This window comes from Pantoea sp. y20, from assembly GCF_054903455.1.
Genome location: NZ_CM142816.1, coordinates 3,228,834 through 3,249,045 on the forward strand (window position 1 = coordinate 3,228,834; position 20,212 = coordinate 3,249,045).

The window sequence follows — 20,212 nt, forward strand, 5'->3', positions numbered from 1 at the left end:
ATAAAAAAGCGGTGGTTTTCACCACCGCTTCTTGTATTAACCACGTATTCTGTTATTCACGAAACAGTGCTTCGATGTTCAAACCTTGCGTCTGCAGAATCTCACGCAGACGACGTAGTCCTTCCACCTGAATCTGACGTACGCGTTCACGGGTCAACCCGATTTCACGACCGACATCTTCAAGCGTTGCCGCTTCGTAGCCTAACAGGCCGAAACGACGCGCCAGCACTTCACGCTGCTTGGCATTCAGTTCAAACAACCACTTAACGATGCTCTGTTTCATATCATCGTCTTGCGTGGTGTCTTCCGGACCGTTGTCTTTCTCATCGGCCAGGATATCCAGCAGCGCTTTTTCGGAATCGCCACCCAAAGGTGTATCGACCGAGGTAATGCGCTCATTGAGACGCAGCATACGGCTCACGTCATCAACAGGCTTGTCTAGCTGCTCGGCAATCTCTTCAGCACTTGGCTCATGATCAAGCTTGTGCGAAAGTTCACGCGCGGTACGCAGGTAAACATTTAACTCTTTAACGATGTGGATTGGCAGACGGATGGTACGGGTTTGATTCATAATCGCCCGTTCAATTGTCTGACGAATCCACCACGTGGCGTAAGTTGAGAAACGGAACCCACGTTCTGGGTCAAACTTCTCTACGGCGCGAATCAAGCCGAGATTACCCTCTTCAATCAGATCCAGCAGCGCCAGACCACGATTGCTATAACGACGGGCAATCTTTACTACCAAACGTAAGTTACTTTCAATCATGCGGCGGCGAGATGGAATGTCACCCCGCAGTGCACGGCGCGCAAAGAAGACTTCTTCTTCTGCCGTCAGCAGCGGTGAATAACCAATCTCTCCGAGGTAAAGCTGCGTCGCATCCAAAACGCGTTGCGTCGCACCCTGTGACAACAGCTCTTCTTCCGCTACGTCGTTGTTATCACCAGGTTCGTTCTCAACGAGAGCCTTCTCATCAAAAACCTCAGCTCCGTTGTTTTCCTCGAATTCCGCATCTTCATGTAAATCGTTAACTTTCAGCGTATTCTGGTTCATTAGCGGCTCCTACCCGTGATCCAAGGGCAGAACCAAGGTTCTGCCGGATTATCGCTGCGGTAAATAACGCAACGGGTTTACGGATTTCCCCTTGTAACGAATTTCAAAGTGCAATCGTACTGAACTGGTACCGGTGCTACCCATGGTAGCGATTTTTTGCCCCGCCTTAACTTCCTGTTGTTCCCGGACCAGCATAGAGTCGTTATGGGCGTAGGCGCTCAGGTAGTCATCATTGTGTTTGATGATGATTAAATTACCGTACCCACGGAGCGCGTTGCCTGCGTACACCACTCTTCCCGAAGCTGTGGCGACAACAGGTTGTCCACGCGAACCGGCGATATCGACCCCTTTATTTCCGCCTTCCGCAGCGGAGAAGTTATCGATGATCTTCCCATCAGTCGGCCAACGCCAGCTTCCCACTGGAGTTGTGCTATTAGTCGTGCTGCTGACTGTAGGTGGTGCGACAACCGGAGCTGTGGTCGTTGCCACATTATTTGCTCCTTTCGACGGCAGCAATTTGCTACCCGACGAATTACCCGAATCATCAGAATACGTAATAACAGGTTGCTGTGCAACAGGGGTGGATTTAATTTGCGTCTGGCTCGGTGTAACTGGCACGCCGCCCTGCGTTGCATCGGCGGCAGTAATCGCGTTTCCACCGGTAATGGTCTGGCCGTTACCATTACCAACCTGCAGCGTTTGCCCGGCGTTCAAGCCATACGGGGCTGCAATATTGTTACGCTGTGCCAGATCGCGAAAATCGTTGCCGGTAATCCAGGCAATGTAGAACAGGGTATCGCCACGTTTTACGGTATAGGTTTCACCACCGTAGCTACCTTTAGGAATATTCCCATAATTGCGATTGTACACAATGCGACCATTTTCCGTGGCTACATTGTTATTGTCACTTACCATTCCACCTGACGGTTGTGCCGATGGTGTGCCGCCGCTTAACATTCCGCCACGTGGCATCGCGGGCACAGCGCTGTTTTGCGAAGAGATCATGCCGCCGACTGGGGCTGAAGCCATACCGCTATCGCCGCTATTGCCACCAATCTGGCTAATGGGTGCCTGTGTATTATCGCCAGAACTACAGCCCGCCAGCCAAAAACCTACCAAAGAAAGTGCCGCCAAACGGCGTAATTGAAATGCTGTGCTTCCCATGCTCACTGATCCCCCGTGATGGCAACCCTGAATATAAATGTGTAACGGCGTTAACCGCATTATCCACTGCGCGTAACGTTAAAAACGGTTTTTAGCATTGATAAACAAGGATAGTAACAATATCAACTGTGCCGTGCCATGTAACAGTTGTGAAGAATTGCGTAATGATGTCCTAGGCCAGATCGCCCTGAACCAACGGCACAAAGCGCACAGGTTCGATGATTTCTTCAATCAATTCATCGCCCTGACGACGCAAACGCTTCAACACCTGCTGATCCTCGCCAACCGGCAGCACCATTTTGCCGCCGTCACCTAATTGCGCTATCAGCAAAGTCGGAATTTCAGGCGGTGCGGCGGTCACGATAATGGCATCAAACGGACCGCGCGTCGCCCAGCCCTGCCAGCCATCGCCATGCCGGGTAGAGATATTGTGCAGATCGAGTTGCTTGAGGCGACGCTTAGCCTGCCACTGCAAGCCCTTGATGCGTTCGACGGAATAAACATGATTAACCAGATGCGCCAGAATCGCGGTCTGATAGCCAGAGCCGGTGCCGATTTCCAGCACGCGCGATTCCGGCGTGAGCTCTAACAAGGCGGTCATGCGCGCCACCATGTAAGGCTGAGAGATGGTCTGGCCGTTGCCAATCGGCAGCGCAACGTTTTCCCACGCTTTATGCTCAAACGCCTCATCGATAAAACGCTCACGAGGCACATCGGCAATGGCTTTCAGCAGGTGTTCATCATGAATGCCCTGCGCGCGCAGCTGCTCCAAAAGCGTTTCGATGCGGCGATTCACCATGCGAGTTTTACCTCTGCCTGGATCAGCCAGTCACTCAATACTTCTTGTGCCGCATGCGCGGTCAAATCCACATGCAGCGCGGTCAACGAAACGTAGCCCGCATCCACCGCAGCGAAATCGGTATCCGGGCCTGCATCCAGCTTTTGCCCCGGCGGGCCAATCCAGTAAAGCGGCTGGCCGCGCGGGTCTTCGGTGCAGATAACCTGATCGGCGGGATGGCGGCTGCCGCAGCGGGTCACGCGGAAACCTTTGATCTCCGCTAACGGCAAATCAGGCACGTTGATATTGAGAATACGGCCGGTACGCAGCGGAGCGCGCGACAGCGCACGTAACAGCGTACAGGTGATGGATGCGGCGGTGTCGTAATGCTGATGTCCATTGAGTGAAACAGCGAGCGCAGGCAAGCCAAGATGGCGCCCTTCCATTGCCGCAGCGACGGTACCGGAGTAAATCACATCGTCGCCAAGGTTGGGACCGGCGTTGATGCCGGACACTACGATATCGGGACGCGGCTGCATCAGCTTGTTCACGCCGAGGAACACGCAGTCGGTCGGCGTGCCCATCTGCAACGCGATATCGCCGTTTTCATGTGTAAAGGTACGCAGCGGCGTCTCCAGCGTGAGCGAGTTTGATGCGCCGCTACGATTGCGATCGGGCGCGACAACCTGCACCTCGGCAAACTCACGTAAAGCACGCGCCAGCGTCTGAATACCCGGCGCATGGATTCCATCATCGTTACTCAGCAATATCCGCATCGTTACCTTCTTGTTGGAGAAGCTCACGCACCACGCTGGTGGCAAAACTGCCGGCGGGCAGCCAGAACTGCATCTCCAGCGTCACATCGTCCCACCATTCCCAGCGCAGATCCTTTGGCACCACCAGCATTGCACGACGCGCGGCATCAACCCGCTCGCGCTCAAGCAGTGTAATCAATTCTTCTGCGCCTGCCAGGCTTTGCTGCTCAAAAAGCAGCGCGTCGCCTTGCGGACCCGCATCACCGCGACCCGGCAGCGGCGCAGTGATGCGCAGTTGATGATTATCGATGCGCTGCTGCACGTCAGGCAATTCTTCCGCCTGCGCCACGAACCAGCTGCCGCGACCGGCCAGCTGTACCGCATCGCCCACCTGCACCACATCCAGTGCGCCATCACGCTGCAAACGCGCGCTGGTCACCTGATTAAACAGATGGCTGCGGGTCGCTGACAACAGCAAACCTTTCATATTGCGATCGCGCGGACGGAATGTCTCTTTCGCCCACTGTTTCGCCTGCGTCAGGTTGTTGCCGCCACGACCAAAGCGCTGCTCACCAAAGTAGTTCGGCACGCCGCGCTGTTGAATCTGCTGTAAACGTGCGTCGACTTCACGGCGATCGGAGATCTGACGCACCACTAAGCGGAACGCATTGCCCGCCAGCGCGCCGGTACGCAGTTTGCGTTTGTGGCGAATCACCTGCAGGATTTCAACGCCCTCCAGCTGGAATCCGGCCAGATTCGGCATGCCATTGCCCGGTACGCGGAAACAGAGCGTTTGCTCGGTGACGGCATGACGATCTTTCATGCCGGCATAGCTAAGGTCGCGCACCGGCACGCCGAGAAATTTGGCGATGGCTTCAGCGACAAAGCGCGTATTGCAGCCAATTTTGCGGATGCGCACCAACAGCTGTTCACCTTCGCCATCGTAGGGATAGCCAAGATCTTCAATCACCACGAAATCTTCGGGATTGGCTTTGATGACGCCGGTGGCAGTCGGCACGCCGTGCAGGTAATGCAGTTCACTCATGCCTGATCGGCCTTTATCAGCAGCGCAACCGCTTCACAGGCAATGCCTTCGCCACGCCCGGTAAAGCCCAGCTTTTCGGTGGTGGTGGCTTTGACGTTGACGTCATCCATATGGCAACCGAGATCTTCGGCGATATTGACGCGCATCTGCGGCACATGCGGCAACATTTTCGGTGCCTGCGCAATGATGGTCACATCAACGTTACCGATGCGATAGCCTTTCAGCTGAATCCGACGCCAGGCTTCGCGCAGCAAACCGCGGCTGTCAGCGCCTTTAAACGCCGGATCGGTATCCGGGAACAACTTGCCGATATCGCCCATTGCCACCGCGCCGAGCAAGGCATCCGTCAACGCATGCAGCGCCACATCACCATCAGAATGGGCAATAAAACCGTGTTCGAAGGGAATACGCACCCCACCAATCACTAACGGACCTTCGCCGCCAAAAGCGTGAACGTCAAAACCGTGACCGATACGCATCATGCGCTCTCCTGTAACTGAATCTGGGTAAGATAGAAGGCCGCCAGCGCCAGATCTTCTGGCCGCGTCACCTTAATATTGTCGCTGCGTCCACTCACCAATTCCGGGTGATAACCGCAATACTCCAGCGCCGACGCTTCATCGGTAATGGTAGCGCCTTCATGGAGTGCGCGCGTCAGGCAAGCGGTGAGCAGTTGATGCGGGAAAAATTGCGGCGTTAACGCGTGCCATAAATCTTCGCGTTCAACGGTGTGGGCGATGGCGGTTTTGCCCGGTTCGGCGCGTTTCATGGTGTCGCGCACCGGCGCCGCCAGAATTCCGCCAACCTTGCTGTACTCACGTACCGCCAGTAGACGTGCTAAATCGTCCGGATGCAGGCAAGGACGCGCAGCGTCATGCACCAGCACCCATTCGCTGTGGTGAATGGCGTTTAAGCCCGCCAGCACTGATTCGGCGCGCGTGTCGCCACCGGTCACGCGGAGAATACGGGAATCCTGCGCCAGCGGTAGTGAATCGAACCAGCCATCGTCATTGCTGACCGGCACAATTACCTGTTTTACCGCAGGATGTGCCAGCAGACGTGCGACGCTGTGTTCAAGAAGGGTGAATTGACCAATGGTCAGATACTGTTTTGGGCAGGCAGCCTGCATTCGGCTGCCCACACCTGCGGCGGGCACCACGGCAATCACATCCGCAAGGATCGGGCGCTTGTTCATGGCTTATCGTTGTTGATTTTGCGCAGCTTGTTGCGCGTTACGTTTGTTCTGGTCTGGCACCAGACGATAGAAAGTCTCACCGGGCTTAATCATGCCCAGTTCATTACGTGCGCGTTCTTCGATCGCTTCAGAGCCGCCATTGAGATCGTCAATTTCGGCGAATAGCTGATCGTTACGCGCTTTAAGCTTGGCGTTATTCGCCTGTTGTGTCGCGACGTCTTCGTTGACGCGCGTATAGTCATGAATACCGTTCTTACCCAGCCACAGGGAATATTGAAGCCATCCCAGCAGCACGAGTAGCAGTAACGTTAGTTTTCCCATCCCCGCCCCCTGAAAAACGTCCCAATCATCCCATAACTTGACGCTGGACTCCACTGCGACGGCGAAAATGCCGCGCACGGGCGTTTAGCCGTGCAAATAATGCCAGAGTGGGAGGCGAGACGGCAGGTAAAGTTTTGTAACCTGCCGATGCGTTTGCACATCAGCTGGGCGTTACCAACCGGAGAGAAATGAGAACAGCAGCCAGAACAAGCACACCACCACAATCGCCGTGGCGATCCCGCTCCAGAATAAGTGAGTGCGGATCATCAGGCTGAGCACGATGCCAATCAGTACCGAAACCGGCAGCAGCGCGAGGAAGAATGGCCAGGTGTAGAGGAAGAAGAACAGCGTGTTGGAGCCGTAGAGCATGAACGGAATCGCCAGTGCGCACCAGTACGAGAGAAAGCCAAACACGCCGCCCGGCAGTGATGAGCGAGACTCATCCGGGGTGCGTTCATCTTTACGGGCTAGCATGGGCGTTACGTTCTGCATAGAGATCCTGTTGACGCTAAGCGCGGCAAACCCAAAGGGATTTGCCGCTGTCGGTTCAGGATCTGATGATATCGCGGTGACGCAGCAGGTCTAACAATTGGCCGGCGAGTTTTGTAACCAATTGTTCGCCATCAAGGTGGATTTCCGGGGCGTCTGGCGCCTCGTAAACGCTATCGATACCGGTGAAATTACGCAGCTCACCGGCTCGGGCTTTTTTGTACAAACCTTTGGGATCGCGCGCTTCGCACACGGCCAACGGCGTATCGACAAACACTTCGATAAACTGCCCTTCAGCCAGCAGATCGCGCACCATGTTGCGTTCCGCGCGATGTGGCGAGATAAATGCGGTCAGCACCACTAAACCGGCATCGACCATCAGTTTCGCCACTTCGCCGACGCGACGAATGTTCTCTTTACGATCGTCATCGCTAAAGCCGAGGTCACGGCACAAACCGTGACGCACGTTGTCGCCATCCAGCAGATAGGTGTTCACACCGGCCCGATGCAGCGCCTGCTCCAGCGCGCCGGCTACGGTGGATTTCCCCGAACCGGAAAGCCCGGTGAACCACAGCACCACGCCTTGATGGCCGTGCTGCTGTTCGCGCTCCTCGCGCGTTACCGGATGATCGTGCCACACCACGTTTTCATCGTGTTGCGCCATTACTTGCCACCCAGCAGATCGCGCGCGTTCCAGTGTGGGAAGTGACGACGCACCAGCGCGTTCAGCTCCAGCTCGAAATCGCTGAACTGACCTGATTGCGTACGCACATCGGTCAGCGGCTGATTAATCATGCCCGCGCCAACCGTCACGTTGCTCAGACGATCGATAAAGATCATGCCGCCAGTCACCGGATTCTGGCGATACGCGTCCAGCACCATCGGTTCGTCAAAGGTCAGTTCGACCAGGCCGATCCCGTTAAGCGGCAGGCTTTCCACGGTGCGCTTCTCCAGCGAGTTGATCTCCACCTGATGGATCACTTTCTCGACGCGCGCGCGGGTTTTCTTACCGGCGATCTTCACTTCGTAACTTTGGCCCGGCTGCAGCGGTTGTTCCGCCATCCACACTACGTCAATGGTGGCGGATTGCACCGCTTGCAGCTCGGCTTCCGCATCCACCAGCAGATCGCCACGACTGATGTCGATCTCATCTTTCAGCACCAGCGTAATCGCTTCACCGGCACCCGCTTCAGGCAGGTCGCCATCGAAGGTGACGATGCGCGAGATGGTCGATTCCACGCCCGATGGCAGCACTTTCACGCGCTGACCGACGTTGACAACGCCCGAAGCCAGCGTACCGGCATAACCACGGAAATCGAGGTTAGGACGGTTCACATACTGCACCGGGAAACGCATTGGCTGATGATCCACCACGCGGTTCAATTCAACGGTTTCTAATACGTCGAGCAGCGTTGGGCCGCTGTACCACGGCATGGTGACGCTGGGCGTTGCCACGTTATCGCCTTCCAGCGCCGACATCGGCACAAAGCGAATATCAAGGTCTTCCGGCAGCTGCGCGGCGAAATCGAGGTAATCCTGTTTGATCTGCTCGAAGGTCTCTTGCTTGTACTCCACCAGATCCATCTTGTTGATGGCGACCACCAGATGCTTGATGCCCAGCAGCGTGGAGATAAAGCTGTGACGACGCGTCTGATCCAGCACGCCTTTACGCGCATCGATCAGCAGGATCGCCAAATCGCAGGTCGATGCACCGGTCGCCATGTTGCGGGTGTACTGCTCGTGTCCCGGCGTGTCGGCAATAATAAATTTGCGCTTCTCAGTGGAGAAATAGCGATACGCCACATCAATGGTGATGCCCTGCTCGCGCTCGGCCTGCAAGCCATCAACCAGTAACGCGAGATCCAGCTTCTCACCCTGCGTCCCGTGACGTTTGCTGTCGTTGTGCAGCGAGGAGAGCTGGTCTTCATAAATTTGACGCGTGTCGTGCAGCAGGCGACCAATCAGCGTACTTTTGCCGTCGTCGACGCTACCGCAGGTCAGGAAACGCAGCAGGCTTTTATGTTGTTGCGCGGTCAGCCAGGCTTCTACGCCGCCCTGATCGGCAATCTGTTGTGCAATAACGGTATTCATCTGCGTCTCCTTAGAAATAACCCTGACGTTTCTTCATTTCCATCGAACCGGCCTGGTCGCGGTCAATCACGCGTCCCTGGCGTTCACTGGTGGTGGAGACCAGCATCTCTTCAATAATTTCCGGCAGCGTCTGCGCCTCTGATTCCACCGCGCCGGTCAACGGCCAGCAGCCGAGCGTACGGAAACGCACCATGCGCTGCTTGATCACTTCACCTGGCTGCAGATCGATACGGTCGTCATCGATCATCATCAGCATGCCATCACGCTCCAGCACCGGACGCGGTGCGGCGAGGTAGAGCGGCACGATCTCGATATTCTCGAGGAAGATGTACTGCCAGATATCCAGCTCGGTCCAGTTGGAGAGCGGGAACACGCGGATGCTTTCGCCTTTGTTAATCTGGCCGTTGTAGTTGTGCCACAGCTCAGGACGCTGGTTTTTCGGGTCCCAGCGGTGGAAGCGATCGCGGAAGGAGTAGATACGCTCTTTCGCGCGCGACTTCTCTTCATCACGACGTGCGCCGCCAAATGCCGCATCAAAACCGTATTTGTTCAGCGCCTGCTTCAGGCCTTCGGTTTTCATGATGTCGGTGTGCTTGGCGCTGCCGTGCACGAATGGGTTGATGCCCATCGCCACGCCTTCCGGGTTGCGATGCACCAGCAGCTCAGCGCCCATCGCTTTCACGGTGCGATCGCGGAACTCGTACATTTCACGGAATTTCCAGCCGGTATCAACATGCAGCAGCGGAAACGGCAGCGTGCCCGGATAGAAGGCTTTACGCGCCAGATGCAGCATTACCGAGGAGTCTTTACCGATGGAGTACATCATCACCGGATTGCTGAACTCGGCCGCCACCTCGCGGATGATATGGATACTCTCTGCCTCCAGCTGGCGCAGATGAGTAAGTCGATTTTGGTCCATAATTTTTCCTCAAGCCAAATTGACAACGGCGGACTCGCGAGCCCCCTGCTGTGCCGAATGTTGGAACCAGGCCAATTGCCCGTGCAAATTTACGACTTCGCCAATCACTAACAGTGCTGGCGTGGGCGCGGCCGCAGCCAGCGCCTCCAGTTGATCCAATGTGCCGGTCAGCACCTGCTGATCCTGACGCGTGCCGCGCCCAATCACCGCCACCGGCGTGGAGGCGGCGCGGCCATGTTCGATAAGCCCGGCAGCGATTTCCGCCGCTTTCACCGTGCCCATATAAATCGCTAAGGTTTGACGTGCGCGCGCCAGCGACGGCCAATCAATGCCGTCGCCATCCGCGCGACAGTGACCGGTAATAAACAGCACGCTCTGCGCGTGGTCGCGATGGGTCAGTGGAATACCGGCATAGGCGGTTGCGCCTGCTGCAGCGGTGATGCCCGGCACCACCTGGAACGGAATGCCCGCGGCCTGCGCCGCCTGCAGCTCTTCGCCACCGCGGCCAAAAATAAACGGATCGCCGCCTTTCAGGCGCACTACGCGTTTACCCTGTTGCGCCAGCGTCACCAGCATCTGATTGGTCTCTTCCTGCGGCACCGAATGCGCACCAGCGCGTTTACCGACGCAGATGCGGTCGGCATCGCGCCGCACCAGCTCAAGCACTTCGTCGCTGACCAGATGGTCATACAGCACCACATCGGCCAGCTGCATCACCTGCAAGCCACGCAACGTCAGCAAACCGCTGTCGCCTGGACCGGCGCCTACCAGCGTAATTTCGCCCTGATTGTCGCTATCGTTTTCCAGTTCGTGATCCAGCGTGCGCCGCGCTTCATGGACGTTACCCGCCGCCATCTGGCTGGCGAACAGACCGTTAAAGGCGCGCTCCCAGAAGCGACGGCGGTCAGACATGCGGTGATAGCGCTGCTTCACCTTGTCGCGCCACTGCCCAGCCACTTCCGCCATCTGTCCGAGATTGGCCGGCAGTAACGCTTCAATTTTTTCACGCAGCAGACGCGCCAACACCGGCGCGGTGCCACTGGAGGAGATCGCCACCACCAGCGGTGAACGATCGACAATCGACGGGAAGATAAAGCTGCACTTCGGCTGATCGTCCACCACGTTCACCAGCTTGTGGCGCGCATTGGCGGCATCGAACACATGCGCGTTAAGCGCGTTGTCATCGGTAGCGGCAATCACGAGGAACACGCCATCCAGCTGCGCCGGATCAAAGCGTTCAGCGATCCATTCAATCGCCTCAATTTCCAGCAGCGCCTGCAGCTCATGACCGAGTTCGCGCGCGGCGACCAGCACGCGCGCACCGGCACGCCGCAGCAGTTCTATTTTGCGCGCCGCGATGTCGCCACCGCCGACAACCAGCACCGGACGGCTTTTGAGATCGGCAAAGAGAGGCAGATAATCCACGTTAACCTTGCTAGTTTTACATTAAGTTAACGCGACTATACGTCCCGGCCTTCCAGCAGATGAAATTACGAATTGGAATGAGTAGTTACCGAATGGAATAACGACCCAGGATTGCTGATAACATTTTGTGCTTAACAAATGATATTGCTGGTGTTTCGGTGCAAATCAAATTGTGCAAGCGTCGTCACAGTTTCATACTAAGTCGGAATTTTTTTAGCATGACCGGATGTCAGAAAAGGACGCTAACTATGTTTGCCACTCTCCGCCGCACTGTGCTGGCTGCACTGCTCGCGGGCGGTTTGCCTTTCTTTGTTCAGGCTGCGAGCAACAGCGCGCCAGGGCATTTTGCCGAACAGCAGCTTCGCCATATCGCCACCTATTTCCCCGGCCGCATGAGCGGCAGTCCCGCCGAGTTGCTGACTGCCGATTATCTGCAGCAGCAGTTCAGCCAGTTGGGATATCAGAGTAATACCCGCCAGTTTAAAACCAGCTATAGCTGGCTGGAGAAAAAGGGCGAGAGCCGCACCCACAAAGTTACGGCCACGTCGGTGATTGCCGCGCGGGCCGGTGAAGTACCGCAGGAGATCCTGATCGTTACGCATCTGGATACCTGGACGCCGCTCAGCCGCCATGAAGCCGATAACAATCTCGGCGGCCTGCGTTTGCAGGGCGTGGATGACAATGCCTCCGGGCTTGGCGTGATGCTGGAGCTGGCGCAGGCGCTAAGCAAAACGCCGCTGCACTACGGCGTGCGCTTTGTAGCGCTGAGCGCCGGTGAAGCGGGTTTGCACGGCATGGATGATTATCTGGCGCGCATGAGCGCGCAGGAGAAGAAGAACACGCTGCTGGTGATCGATCTGAATAGCCTGATTGTCGGCGATCATCTCTACTTTAATAGCGGCATGAATACGCCAGCGGCAGTGCGCAAACAGACCAGCACGCGTGCCGTGCAGCTGGCGCACCGTTACGGTATCTCCGCCGCCAGCCACGCGATGACCGCACGCGATTATCCTGGCGTCAATCCGTTCGACAAAGCCGGCATGCCACTGATGGATGTCACCGCCGCCAACTGGACGCTGGGCAACAAAGATGGGCAGCAGCAGCGCGCGCGTTCCAGCCACTTCCCGGAAGGCAATGTGCGCCATCAAACCGAGCGCGATAACCTCAACTACCTCGATCACTGGCTGCCTGGCCGCATCACCCAGCGCACGCATGACAGCGTGAAGATTCTGCTGCCGCTGCTGACCGAGCTTGCTAATCCGACAACCTGAGGATTCCCTATGTACGTGGTATATCTGAACTATTTTCGTCCGGTAGAAGAAGTGGAAGCGTTACTGGAACCGCACATTAGCTGGCTGGATCGCTATTTCGCTAACGGCGTGTTTATCGCGGCGGGACGCAAAGATCCACGCACCGGCGGCGTGCTGTTGGTGAAGGATATTGATCGTGCGCGATTAGATACCATCCTGGCGGAAGATCCGTTTGTGGCGGTGGCGCATTATGAAGTGACGAAAGTGAATGTGACGCGTGCGGCGGAAGAGTTTGCGAGGTTGCAGGGGGTTTGATTGTGCTGGCAGTCCTCATACTCGATTGTGCTGGCTGTCCCCCATCCCGGCCTTCCCCCGCAAGCGGGGGAAGGAGACGCTGCCACATGCAGCTTCTCAGAACTCACATATGGCAGCATCTTCCTCCCCCATTCATGGGGGAGGACCGAGGAGGGGGAAAGCGAGCACCAACTGGCAGCATCTTCCTCCCCCATTCATGGGGGAGGACCGAGGAGGGGGAAAGCGAGCACAAACCAAGGATGGGGAACAACGAGCACCTACCAATCAACCTTCATGCAACCCGCACTCGCGCTTCAGGCCGAAGAAGCGTGTCTCTTCCTCTGCCATGCCCGGTTCCCACTTTTTGGTGGTATGCGTATCGCCCACTGACAGATAACCTTCATCCCACAGCGGATGGTATTTCAATCCGTGTTGGGTCAGATACTGATGCACCTGACGGTTATCCCAATCAATGATCGGCAGAATCTTGAACACGCCGCGCTGCACCGCCAGCACCGGCAAACTGGCGCGACTGCCAGACTGATCGCGGCGCAGGCCAGCAAACCAGGTTTGCGCGCCCAGCGTTTCCAGCGCGCGGTTCATCGGTTCCACTTTGTTGATCTGGTTATACTGCTCAATCCCTTCGACGCCCTGCTCCCACAGTTTGCCGTAACGCGCTTCCTGCCATGCCGCTGAGGTCTCCGCACTGAAGATTTGCAGGTTGAGATTGAGCTTGTCGGTCAGCTCATCAATAAAGCGGTAAGTTTCCGGGAACAGATAACCGGTATCGGTCAGGATCACCGGAATGTCCGGCTTCTGCTGCGTCACCATATGCAGCAAAACCGCCGCCTGAATACCAAAGCTGGATGACAGCACAAATGCGCCTGGCAGCTGTTCTAATGCCCAGCCCACGCGTTGTTCAGCGGAGAGTTTCTCCAGCTGCACGTTGCTTTCCGCCAGCGCCATGATGCGGTCAACTTTTGATGAACCATTCAGTGCTGCGAGATCGAGTACCGTCATACTGCCTCCGAGTCCCAGAAATCACGGGCGGGATCAACCACGGCTTTAATAATGCCGGTGCGAATCACGAAGTCGCCGAAGCCTTCGTTGGCCTGACGCTCGGTTGCCCAGCGCGCCACCAGCTCATCAATGCTGGCGAGGATTTCGCCTTCGTTGATGTTCTCGCGGTACATGCGTGGAATGCGCGTACCTTCGCGGTTGCCGCCAATGTGTAAGTTGTAACGGCCCGGCGCTTTGCCCACCAGACCCAACTCCGCCAGCAAAGCACGGCCACAACCATTTGGGCAACCGGTAACGCGTAACACTATGTGCTCTTCGCCGACACCATGCTTATGCATGATCTCTTCCACTTTGGTCACGAACGACGGCAGGAAGCGCTCGGCTTCGGCCATCGCCAGCGGACAGGTCGGGAACGCCACACACGCCATCGAGTTCTCACGCTGCGGCGTGACCGCTTCCATCAAACCGTGTTCACGGGCGATGGCTTCGATCTGCGCTTTTTGCTTCTCCGGCACGCCAGCCACAATCAGGTTCTGGTTAGCCGTCAGACGGAAATCGCCCTGATGGATTTTGGCAATTTCGGCGATGCCGCGTTTCAGCGGACGGCCAGGATAATCCAGCAGACGGCCGTTCTCAATGTACAGCGTCAGGTGCCATTTCTCATCGATGCCTTTCACCCAGCCAACGCGATCGCCGCGCGAGGTGAACGCATACGGACGAATCGGTTCGAAGGTCAGACCGGCACGCTTTTCCACTTCCGCTTTGAAGGTTTCAACACCGACGCGTTCCAGCGTGTATTTGGTCTTGGCATTTTTACGATCGGTACGATTCCCCCAATCGCGCTGCGTGGTGACCACCGCAGCCGCCACGTCGAGGATCTTCTCGACCGGCAGAAAGCCGAATTCGCTTGCGGTGCGCGCATAAGTCGCTTTGTTGCCGTGATCGATCGACAAGCCCCCGCCCACCAGCAGGTTAAAACCAATCAGCTTGCCCTGCTCGGCGATGGCGATGAAGTTCAGGTCATTGGCATGCAGATCGACATCGTTATGCGGCGGCACCACCACCGTGGTTTTGAATTTACGCGGCAGATAGGTTTCGCCAAGAATCGGCTCTTTATCGGTGGTGGCGACCTTCTCTTTGTCCCACCAGATTTCCGCGTAAGCGCGGGTTTGCGGTAGCAGATGCTCTGACAGCTTTTTCGCCCACTCGTACGCTTCCTGATGCAGCTCTGATTCCACCGGATTCGAGGTGCACAGCACGTTACGGTTCACGTCGTTGGCGGTCGCCAGCGCATCCAGCCCGACTTCGTGCAGCATCTGGTGCGTCGGCTTGACGTTCTTCTTCAGAATGCCGTGAAACTGGAAGGTCTGGCGGTTGGTCAACCGGATGCTGCCATAAATGGTTTTATCGGTGGCGAATTTGTCAATCGCCAGCCACTGCGTTGGCGTGATGATGCCGCCCGGCAGACGGCAACGCAGCATCATAGCGTGACGCGGTTCGAGTTTCTGCGCTACACGCTCGGCACGAATGTCGCGGTCATCCTGCTGGTACATACCGTGGAAACGGATCAGCAGGAAGTTGTCGCCAGTGAAGCCGCCGGTCAGGCCATCGTCGAGATCGTCGAGGATGGTGCCGCGCAGGTAGTTGCTCTGTTTTTTCAGACGCTCAGCGTCGACCAGCTTGCCTTCAACGACCAGCGGTCCAGGATGTTTTTCGCTCATTAGTAAACGTCTCGCTGATAACGGCGCTCAATGCGCAGCTCACTTAAAAATTCGTCAGCCGTTTCACGATCCATGCCGCCGTGTTCGACCACCACATCCAGTAATGCCTGCTCAACGTCTTTCGCCATACGATTGGCGTCGCCGCAGACGTAAAGGTGTGCGCCTTCCTGTAACCAGCTCCACACCTCCGCACCTTTGGCGCGGATTTTATCTTGTACGTAAACCTTCTCGGCCTGATCGCGCGACCATGCCAGATCAATATGGGTCAGCAGGCCATCTTTGACATACTTCTGCCACTCCACCTGATAGAGGAAATCATCGGTGAAATGCGGGTTACCGAAGAACAGCCAGTTTTTACCGCCTGCGCCATCGTTATCGCGCTGCTGCATAAAGGCGCGGAACGGCGCGATGCCGGTGCCCGGACCAATCATGATCACTGGCGTTTCCGGGTTAGCCGGTAAACGGAAGTTATCGTTGTGCTCGATGAAGACGCGAATTTCGCCTTCTTCCTCAATACGATCCGCCAACCAGGTTGAGGCGCCGCCGCCGCGCTGACGACCGTCGATTTCAAAGCGCACCGCACCTACGGTGATGTGCACTTCGGTTTCGTTCTCCGCCTGCGATGAGGCGATGGAGTAGAGGCGCGGCGTCAGCGGACGCAGCAGGCCGGTTAATTGTTCGGCATTCAGTTCGGTCGGTGCCTGACGCACCATATCGACAATCGGGAAGCTCTGCGCATAACTCTGCAGCTTCGGCTTATCACCGGCCAGCGCCAGCAGCGCGTCATTGCGGGACAGCGTGGCATACTGTTCGACGATTTGTGGCGTGTTGACCGTCAGTTCGAAATGGGTTTTCAGCGCCTCGGCCAGCGGCAGGGTTTTGCCCTGCACGTCGACCTGCTCGTCACCTTTCAGCCACACCAGCTGCAGCAGTTCCTGCACCAGCTCGTCATCGTTTTCAAACCACACGCCGAGTGCGTCGCCCGGCTGATAGCGCAGGCCAGAATCGCCAAGGTCGATCTCAATGTGACGCACATCTTTATCCGAATCGCGTCCGGTGATCTTCTGGTTGGCCGCCAGGCTGGCCACCAGCGGCTCTTCTTTGGTGTACGGGCTGCTGTCGACCAGATTAACGCTGCCCGCCGCGGTGATGGCGGCCTGTGCTGGCGATTCGCTCGGCACACGCGCTTTCAGAATCTCGGTGATCTGCTGACGCCAGGCGTTCGCCTGCTCTTTGTATTCAACATCGGCATCCACACGATCCAGCAGACGTTCTGCACCCAGCTCAGCCAGACGTTCATCAAAGTCTTTACCGGCTTTGCTGAAAAACTCATAAGAGGTATCGCCGAGACCGAACACCGCAAACGCTGTGCCTGCGAACTTCGGCGCTTTCTTCGACAGCAGGAATTTATGCAGCGCCACGGCCTCTTCCGGCGGCTCGCCCTCGCCTTGCGTGGAAGTCACCACCACCAGCAGCTTTTCCTGACCGATCTGCTTGAATTTATAATCGCCGGCGTTAACCAGATTGACGCTCAGCTTGGCAGCCAGCAGGTCATCACGCAGTTGCTCAGCCAGGCGACGCGCGTTACCGGTCTGCGAGGCGGAGATCAGCGTAATGGTCGGGGTTTCTGTTTGCACAGGCGCTGGCGCGGCAGCCGCACCCGGCGTCTGATTGACCATGCCCCAGAAATAGCCGGAGAGCCAGGCCATCTGAGTGGTGTTGAAATCCGTGGTCGCCGCCTGTAAGCGCGCGAGTTGCTCCGGTGATAACGGAAGCAGTGAACCTGGTGCCTGAGTCGTCATTGCGTTAAAAATTCCAGTGTCAGAAGTCCGGATCAATATGTTGCGAAAGAGTGCGTAGGTTACCGGGCTGTATATTAACGATTAAATACGCCTTCGACATATTAAATAACCAAAATGACTAAGTGGTTTTTCGGGTAAAGTTAACCAGCAAAAGTGGTAAATGAAGGCGATATGATTCAATGAGTTAATTAGGCGTTTTGCTGTCGGCATGGCGCAAAATGCCCTTTTCTTTGCCAGCGGGTGCGAAAAATCTGCAATTCAGGTAGACTTCAGCGGTTTTTAAGTCTGAGAGCCATTATGTCTACCACGTTATTTAAAGAGTTCCAGTTTGAATCTGCCCACCGCTTACCTCACGTGCCGGAAGGCCATAAATGTGGGCGTTTGCACGGCCATTCATTCCTGGTTCGATTAGAAATTACCGGCGAAGTGGATGCGCATACCGGTTGGGTGATGGATTTTGCCGAACTGAAGGCGAAGTTTAAGCCGCTGTATGAACGCCTCGATCATCACTATCTGAATGACATTCCGGGCCTGGAGAATCCTACCAGTGAAGTGCTGGCGAAATGGATTTGGGATCAGATGAAGCCGATTCTGCCGGAATTGAGTGCGGTAATGATTAAAGAGACCTGCACCGCTGGCTGCGTTTATCGCGGTTGAGGTCAGTGAAGCCGTAACCGTGAGTGAGGTCGCCATACATGGCGACCTTAGAACTCAGGCAATATTCAGGTATTTGTGCGTCTGCATCGAAAGCCGCCAGTTGCGGGCGATACAGGTTTCAATACAGAGTTTCGTTGCCGCATCACCCCGGCTGATCGGTTGCAGCGCCACAATGCGCTTTTTATCGTCGTGTAATCCTGCCAGCAACGCATCTAACGCTTCCACATCACGCTCACGCGCCACCGGATGTTTAATCTCATCGGCACGCTGCAGTGCCTGCGGCAAAACATCATAGCCACCGCGCATGTTCACCTTGGGTGAAACCGTCACCCATGTTGCGTCGGAACACTGAACGTCGTGCGTGCCGCTGGTTTCGATCTGGCAGGCAAAACCCGCCGCTTCTAATTGTTCCGTCAAAGGGCGCAGATCAAAAATCGCCGGTTCGCCGCCGGTGATCACCACATGACGTGCGGTCCAGCCCTGACGTTGGATGGTGTCGATCAACATGGCCGCATCGGCGCTGCCCCACGCATCGCTTTCCACGGTTTTGACCAGAATATCACCCAGCGAGGTCTCCCGATCCGCCCGCTTTTCCCAGGTATGTTTGGTATCACACCAGCTACAGCCCACCGGACATCCTTGTAAGCGGATGAACAGCGCCGGAACACCGGTGTAAAAACCTTCGCCCTGCAGCGTCTGGAACATTTCGTTAATCGGGTAGAACATTATTTACTCACGTCTAAAATTTGAGGCGCAGATTATGGCAGATCTTATGCGCCAGGTCACAGCTGCTTCGTGCCAAATAAAAGCAAAAGCCCCGCACAAGGCGGGGCTTCATTCAGACGATGCTGCCCGCAGGCAGCATACTCAGGCGATTACGCCTGGCCTTTAACTTCTTTCAGACCGTTGAACGGTGCTTTGCTGCCCAGCGCTTCTTCGATACGAATCAGCTGGTTGTACTTAGCAACACGGTCAGAACGGCTCATAGAACCGGTTTTGATCTGGCCAGCCGCCGTACCTACCGCCAGGTCAGCGATGGTTGCATCTTCGGTTTCACCTGAACGGTGTGAAATCACCGCGGTATAACCCGCATCTTTCGCCATCTTGATTGCAGCCAGAGTTTCGGTCAGTGAACCGATCTGGTTGAATTTGATCAGGATGGAGTTAGCGATGCCTTTATCGATACCTTCTTTCAGGATCTTGGTGTTGGTTACGAACAGATCGTCACCCACCAGCTGGATTTTGTCGCCCAGCACTTTGGTCTGGTAGGCGAAACCAGTCCAGTCAGATTCATCCAGACCGTCTTCGATAGAAACGATTGGGTACTGTTTGGTCAGGTCTTCCAGGAAGTGGGTGAACTCTTCTGAAGAGAAGGCTTTGTTGCCTTCGCCAGCCAGCACATATTTGCCGTCTTTGTAGAATTCAGATGCTGCGCAGTCCATCGCCAGGGTGATGTCTTTGCCCAGTTCGTAACCTGCTGCTTTTACCGCTTCAGCGATAACAGCCAGCGCTTCGGCGTTAGAACCCAGGTTTGGCGCGTAGCCACCTTCGTCACCAACTGCAGTGCTCATGCCTTTAGACTTCAGCACTTTTGCCAGGTGATGGAAGACTTCAGAACCCATGCGAATCGCTTCTTTCAGGGTTGGCGCGCCAACCGGCTGAATCATGAATTCCTGGATGTCGACGTTGTTGTCGGCGTGCTCACCACCGTTGATGATGTTCATCATTGGCAGCGGCATAGAGTATTTGCCTGGGGTGCCGTTCAGTTCAGCGATGTGTGCGTACAGCGGCAGGCCTTTAGAGGCAGCAGCAGCTTTAGCAGCAGCCAGTGAAACCGCCAGAATGGCGTTAGCACCGAAGTTAGATTTGTTCTCAGTACCGTCCAGCTCGATCATGATCTTATCGATGTTCGCCTGGTCTTTGGCATCTTTACCGGTTACCGCGTTAGCGATTGGACCGTTAACAGCCGCAACCGCTTTGGTTACGCCTTTGCCCAGGAAACGAGATTTGTCACCGTCACGCAGCTCCAGAGCTTCGCGAGAACCGGTTGATGCACCTGATGGCGCAGCAGCCAGACCAACGAAACCGCCTTCCAGATGCACTTCTGCTTCTACAGTTGGGTTGCCACGGGAGTCGATGATTTCGCGACCGATGACTTTTACGATTTTGGACATTCGATTTTCCTCAGTACAAGTTAGTCAATCCTAAGACAAACAACGCGCGAAAAGTTCGCGC

Annotated in this window: 21 protein-coding genes; 3 read left to right on the forward strand and 18 right to left on the reverse strand. The window is 56.1% G+C overall.

All coding sequences use genetic code 11. The annotated features are described in order from the left end of the window. Positions 1-52: 52 nt before the first annotated feature. From rpoS to cysG, 13 genes are all read right to left on the reverse strand, one after another. Positions 53-1,051 (reverse strand): RNA polymerase sigma factor RpoS, encoded by a 999-nt coding sequence (gene rpoS, locus ACYAC5_RS15090; protein WP_007893257.1) that lies wholly within the window; start codon positions 1,049-1,051, stop codon positions 53-55. 48 nt (positions 1,052-1,099) lie between these two features. Beyond that, positions 1,100-2,215 (reverse strand): murein hydrolase activator NlpD, encoded by a 1,116-nt coding sequence (nlpD, locus tag ACYAC5_RS15095; RefSeq protein WP_309833548.1) that lies wholly within the window; start codon positions 2,213-2,215, stop codon positions 1,100-1,102. 172 nt (positions 2,216-2,387) lie between these two features. Continuing rightward, positions 2,388-3,014: a protein-L-isoaspartate(D-aspartate) O-methyltransferase gene (locus ACYAC5_RS15100; RefSeq protein WP_008104533.1), complete on the reverse strand. Its 627-nt coding sequence runs from the start codon at positions 3,012-3,014 to the stop codon at positions 2,388-2,390. After that, the gene (surE, locus tag ACYAC5_RS15105) at positions 3,008-3,769 is read right to left on the reverse strand and encodes a 5'/3'-nucleotidase SurE (protein WP_309833546.1); all 762 of its coding nucleotides are present in this window, start codon (positions 3,767-3,769) and stop codon (positions 3,008-3,010) included. The genes ACYAC5_RS15100 and surE overlap by 7 nt, the downstream gene beginning before the upstream one ends. Beyond that, a complete protein-coding gene (truD, locus tag ACYAC5_RS15110; protein ID WP_110868316.1) occupies positions 3,750-4,793 on the reverse strand; it encodes a tRNA pseudouridine(13) synthase TruD in 1,044 nt (347 codons plus the stop codon). Before truD ends, surE begins: the two co-directional genes overlap by 20 nt. Next, a complete protein-coding gene (gene ispF / locus ACYAC5_RS15115; RefSeq protein ID WP_061719965.1) occupies positions 4,790-5,272 on the reverse strand; it encodes a 2-C-methyl-D-erythritol 2,4-cyclodiphosphate synthase in 483 nt (160 codons plus the stop codon). The genes truD and ispF overlap by 4 nt, the downstream gene beginning before the upstream one ends. Then, complete coding sequence (ispD, locus tag ACYAC5_RS15120) at positions 5,272-5,988, reverse strand: 2-C-methyl-D-erythritol 4-phosphate cytidylyltransferase (RefSeq protein ID WP_137386339.1); 717 nt, start codon at positions 5,986-5,988, stop codon at positions 5,272-5,274. Before ispD ends, ispF begins: the two co-directional genes overlap by 1 nt. 3 nt (positions 5,989-5,991) lie before the next feature. Next, the gene (gene ftsB, locus ACYAC5_RS15125) at positions 5,992-6,309 is read right to left on the reverse strand and encodes a cell division protein FtsB (protein ID WP_101762604.1); all 318 of its coding nucleotides are present in this window, start codon (positions 6,307-6,309) and stop codon (positions 5,992-5,994) included. 171 nt (positions 6,310-6,480) lie between these two features. Then, positions 6,481-6,801, reverse strand: a complete 321-nt coding sequence (locus tag ACYAC5_RS15130; protein WP_101762603.1) for a DUF3561 family protein — start codon at positions 6,799-6,801, stop codon at positions 6,481-6,483. Positions 6,802-6,856: 55 nt separating this feature from the next. After that, positions 6,857-7,462: an adenylyl-sulfate kinase gene (gene cysC, locus ACYAC5_RS15135; RefSeq protein ID WP_008104549.1), complete on the reverse strand. Its 606-nt coding sequence runs from the start codon at positions 7,460-7,462 to the stop codon at positions 6,857-6,859. Then, a complete protein-coding gene (gene cysN / locus ACYAC5_RS15140; protein ID WP_280172007.1) occupies positions 7,462-8,889 on the reverse strand; it encodes a sulfate adenylyltransferase subunit CysN in 1,428 nt (475 codons plus the stop codon). Before cysN ends, cysC begins: the two co-directional genes overlap by 1 nt. A 10-nt stretch (positions 8,890-8,899) precedes the next feature. After that, positions 8,900-9,808, reverse strand: a complete 909-nt coding sequence (gene cysD, locus ACYAC5_RS15145) for a sulfate adenylyltransferase subunit CysD (protein WP_007893231.1) — start codon at positions 9,806-9,808, stop codon at positions 8,900-8,902. 9 nt (positions 9,809-9,817) lie between these two features. Then, a complete protein-coding gene (gene cysG / locus ACYAC5_RS15150; RefSeq protein ID WP_280172008.1) occupies positions 9,818-11,233 on the reverse strand; it encodes a siroheme synthase CysG in 1,416 nt (471 codons plus the stop codon). Positions 11,234-11,481: 248 nt separating this feature from the next. On the opposite strand from cysG, the gene ACYAC5_RS15155 reads away from it, so the two are divergent. Both ACYAC5_RS15155 and ACYAC5_RS15160 read left to right on the forward strand, forming a co-directional pair. Then, positions 11,482-12,504 carry an aminopeptidase gene (locus ACYAC5_RS15155; protein ID WP_462061967.1) on the forward strand — a complete coding sequence of 341 codons (1,023 nt, stop codon included), beginning with the start codon at positions 11,482-11,484 and terminating at the stop codon, positions 12,502-12,504. 9 nt (positions 12,505-12,513) lie between these two features. After that, positions 12,514-12,798, forward strand: a complete 285-nt coding sequence (locus ACYAC5_RS15160) for a YciI family protein (RefSeq protein ID WP_222234647.1) — start codon at positions 12,514-12,516, stop codon at positions 12,796-12,798. Between the two features lie 264 nt (positions 12,799-13,062). Here the strand turns inward: ACYAC5_RS15160 and ACYAC5_RS15165 are convergent, their stop codons facing one another. Genes ACYAC5_RS15165 through cysJ form a run of 3 tightly spaced genes read right to left on the reverse strand, consistent with a single transcriptional unit; the run spans position 13,063 to position 17,320 of the window. Continuing rightward, complete coding sequence (locus ACYAC5_RS15165; RefSeq protein ID WP_192236506.1) at positions 13,063-13,797, reverse strand: phosphoadenylyl-sulfate reductase; 735 nt, start codon at positions 13,795-13,797, stop codon at positions 13,063-13,065. Beyond that, positions 13,794-15,518, reverse strand: coding sequence for an assimilatory sulfite reductase (NADPH) hemoprotein subunit (cysI, locus tag ACYAC5_RS15170; protein ID WP_462061968.1), 1,725 nt, complete (start codon positions 15,516-15,518; stop codon positions 13,794-13,796). Before cysI ends, ACYAC5_RS15165 begins: the two co-directional genes overlap by 4 nt. After that, positions 15,518-17,320 carry an NADPH-dependent assimilatory sulfite reductase flavoprotein subunit gene (gene cysJ / locus ACYAC5_RS15175; protein WP_280172011.1) on the reverse strand — a complete coding sequence of 601 codons (1,803 nt, stop codon included), beginning with the start codon at positions 17,318-17,320 and terminating at the stop codon, positions 15,518-15,520. The genes cysI and cysJ overlap by 1 nt, the downstream gene beginning before the upstream one ends. Before the next feature lie 297 nt (positions 17,321-17,617). Between cysJ and queD the strand changes: the two genes are divergently transcribed. Next, positions 17,618-17,977: a 6-carboxytetrahydropterin synthase QueD gene (queD, locus tag ACYAC5_RS15180; RefSeq protein WP_167391191.1), complete on the forward strand. Its 360-nt coding sequence runs from the start codon at positions 17,618-17,620 to the stop codon at positions 17,975-17,977. Between the two features lie 54 nt (positions 17,978-18,031). On the opposite strand, the gene queE is transcribed toward queD, so the two are convergent. Next, positions 18,032-18,703: a 7-carboxy-7-deazaguanine synthase QueE gene (gene queE, locus ACYAC5_RS15185; protein WP_110868307.1), complete on the reverse strand. Its 672-nt coding sequence runs from the start codon at positions 18,701-18,703 to the stop codon at positions 18,032-18,034. Positions 18,704-18,852: 149 nt separating this feature from the next. After that, positions 18,853-20,151, reverse strand: coding sequence for a phosphopyruvate hydratase (eno, locus tag ACYAC5_RS15190; protein WP_101762594.1), 1,299 nt, complete (start codon positions 20,149-20,151; stop codon positions 18,853-18,855). Between the last annotated feature and the right edge of the window lie 61 nt (positions 20,152-20,212).

Coding starts and splice junctions, on each gene's coding strand:
- eno (WP_101762594.1), bottom strand. CDS start 20,151: ATGTCCAAAATCGTAAAAGTCATCGGTCGCGAAATCATCGACTCCCGT.
- surE (WP_309833546.1), bottom strand. CDS start 3,769: ATGCGGATATTGCTGAGTAACGATGATGGAATCCATGCGCCGGGTATT.
- ACYAC5_RS15165 (WP_192236506.1), bottom strand. CDS start 13,797: ATGACGGTACTCGATCTCGCAGCACTGAATGGTTCATCAAAAGTTGAC.
- queE (WP_110868307.1), bottom strand. CDS start 18,703: ATGTTCTACCCGATTAACGAAATGTTCCAGACGCTGCAGGGCGAAGGT.
- nlpD (WP_309833548.1), bottom strand. CDS start 2,215: ATGGGAAGCACAGCATTTCAATTACGCCGTTTGGCGGCACTTTCTTTG.
- cysI (WP_462061968.1), bottom strand. CDS start 15,518: ATGAGCGAAAAACATCCTGGACCGCTGGTCGTTGAAGGCAAGCTGGTC.
- ACYAC5_RS15130 (WP_101762603.1), bottom strand. CDS start 6,801: ATGCAGAACGTAACGCCCATGCTAGCCCGTAAAGATGAACGCACCCCG.
- ACYAC5_RS15160 (WP_222234647.1), top strand. CDS start 12,514: ATGTACGTGGTATATCTGAACTATTTTCGTCCGGTAGAAGAAGTGGAA.
- cysJ (WP_280172011.1), bottom strand. CDS start 17,320: ATGACGACTCAGGCACCAGGTTCACTGCTTCCGTTATCACCGGAGCAA.
- rpoS (WP_007893257.1), bottom strand. CDS start 1,051: ATGAACCAGAATACGCTGAAAGTTAACGATTTACATGAAGATGCGGAA.
- ftsB (WP_101762604.1), bottom strand. CDS start 6,309: ATGGGAAAACTAACGTTACTGCTACTCGTGCTGCTGGGATGGCTTCAA.
- ispF (WP_061719965.1), bottom strand. CDS start 5,272: ATGCGTATCGGTCACGGTTTTGACGTTCACGCTTTTGGCGGCGAAGGT.
- cysN (WP_280172007.1), bottom strand. CDS start 8,889: ATGAATACCGTTATTGCACAACAGATTGCCGATCAGGGCGGCGTAGAA.
- queD (WP_167391191.1), top strand. CDS start 17,618: ATGTCTACCACGTTATTTAAAGAGTTCCAGTTTGAATCTGCCCACCGC.
- truD (WP_110868316.1), bottom strand. CDS start 4,793: ATGAGTGAACTGCATTACCTGCACGGCGTGCCGACTGCCACCGGCGTC.
- ispD (WP_137386339.1), bottom strand. CDS start 5,988: ATGAACAAGCGCCCGATCCTTGCGGATGTGATTGCCGTGGTGCCCGCC.
- cysC (WP_008104549.1), bottom strand. CDS start 7,462: ATGGCGCAACACGATGAAAACGTGGTGTGGCACGATCATCCGGTAACG.
- ACYAC5_RS15100 (WP_008104533.1), bottom strand. CDS start 3,014: ATGGTGAATCGCCGCATCGAAACGCTTTTGGAGCAGCTGCGCGCGCAG.
- cysD (WP_007893231.1), bottom strand. CDS start 9,808: ATGGACCAAAATCGACTTACTCATCTGCGCCAGCTGGAGGCAGAGAGT.
- ACYAC5_RS15155 (WP_462061967.1), top strand. CDS start 11,482: ATGTTTGCCACTCTCCGCCGCACTGTGCTGGCTGCACTGCTCGCGGGC.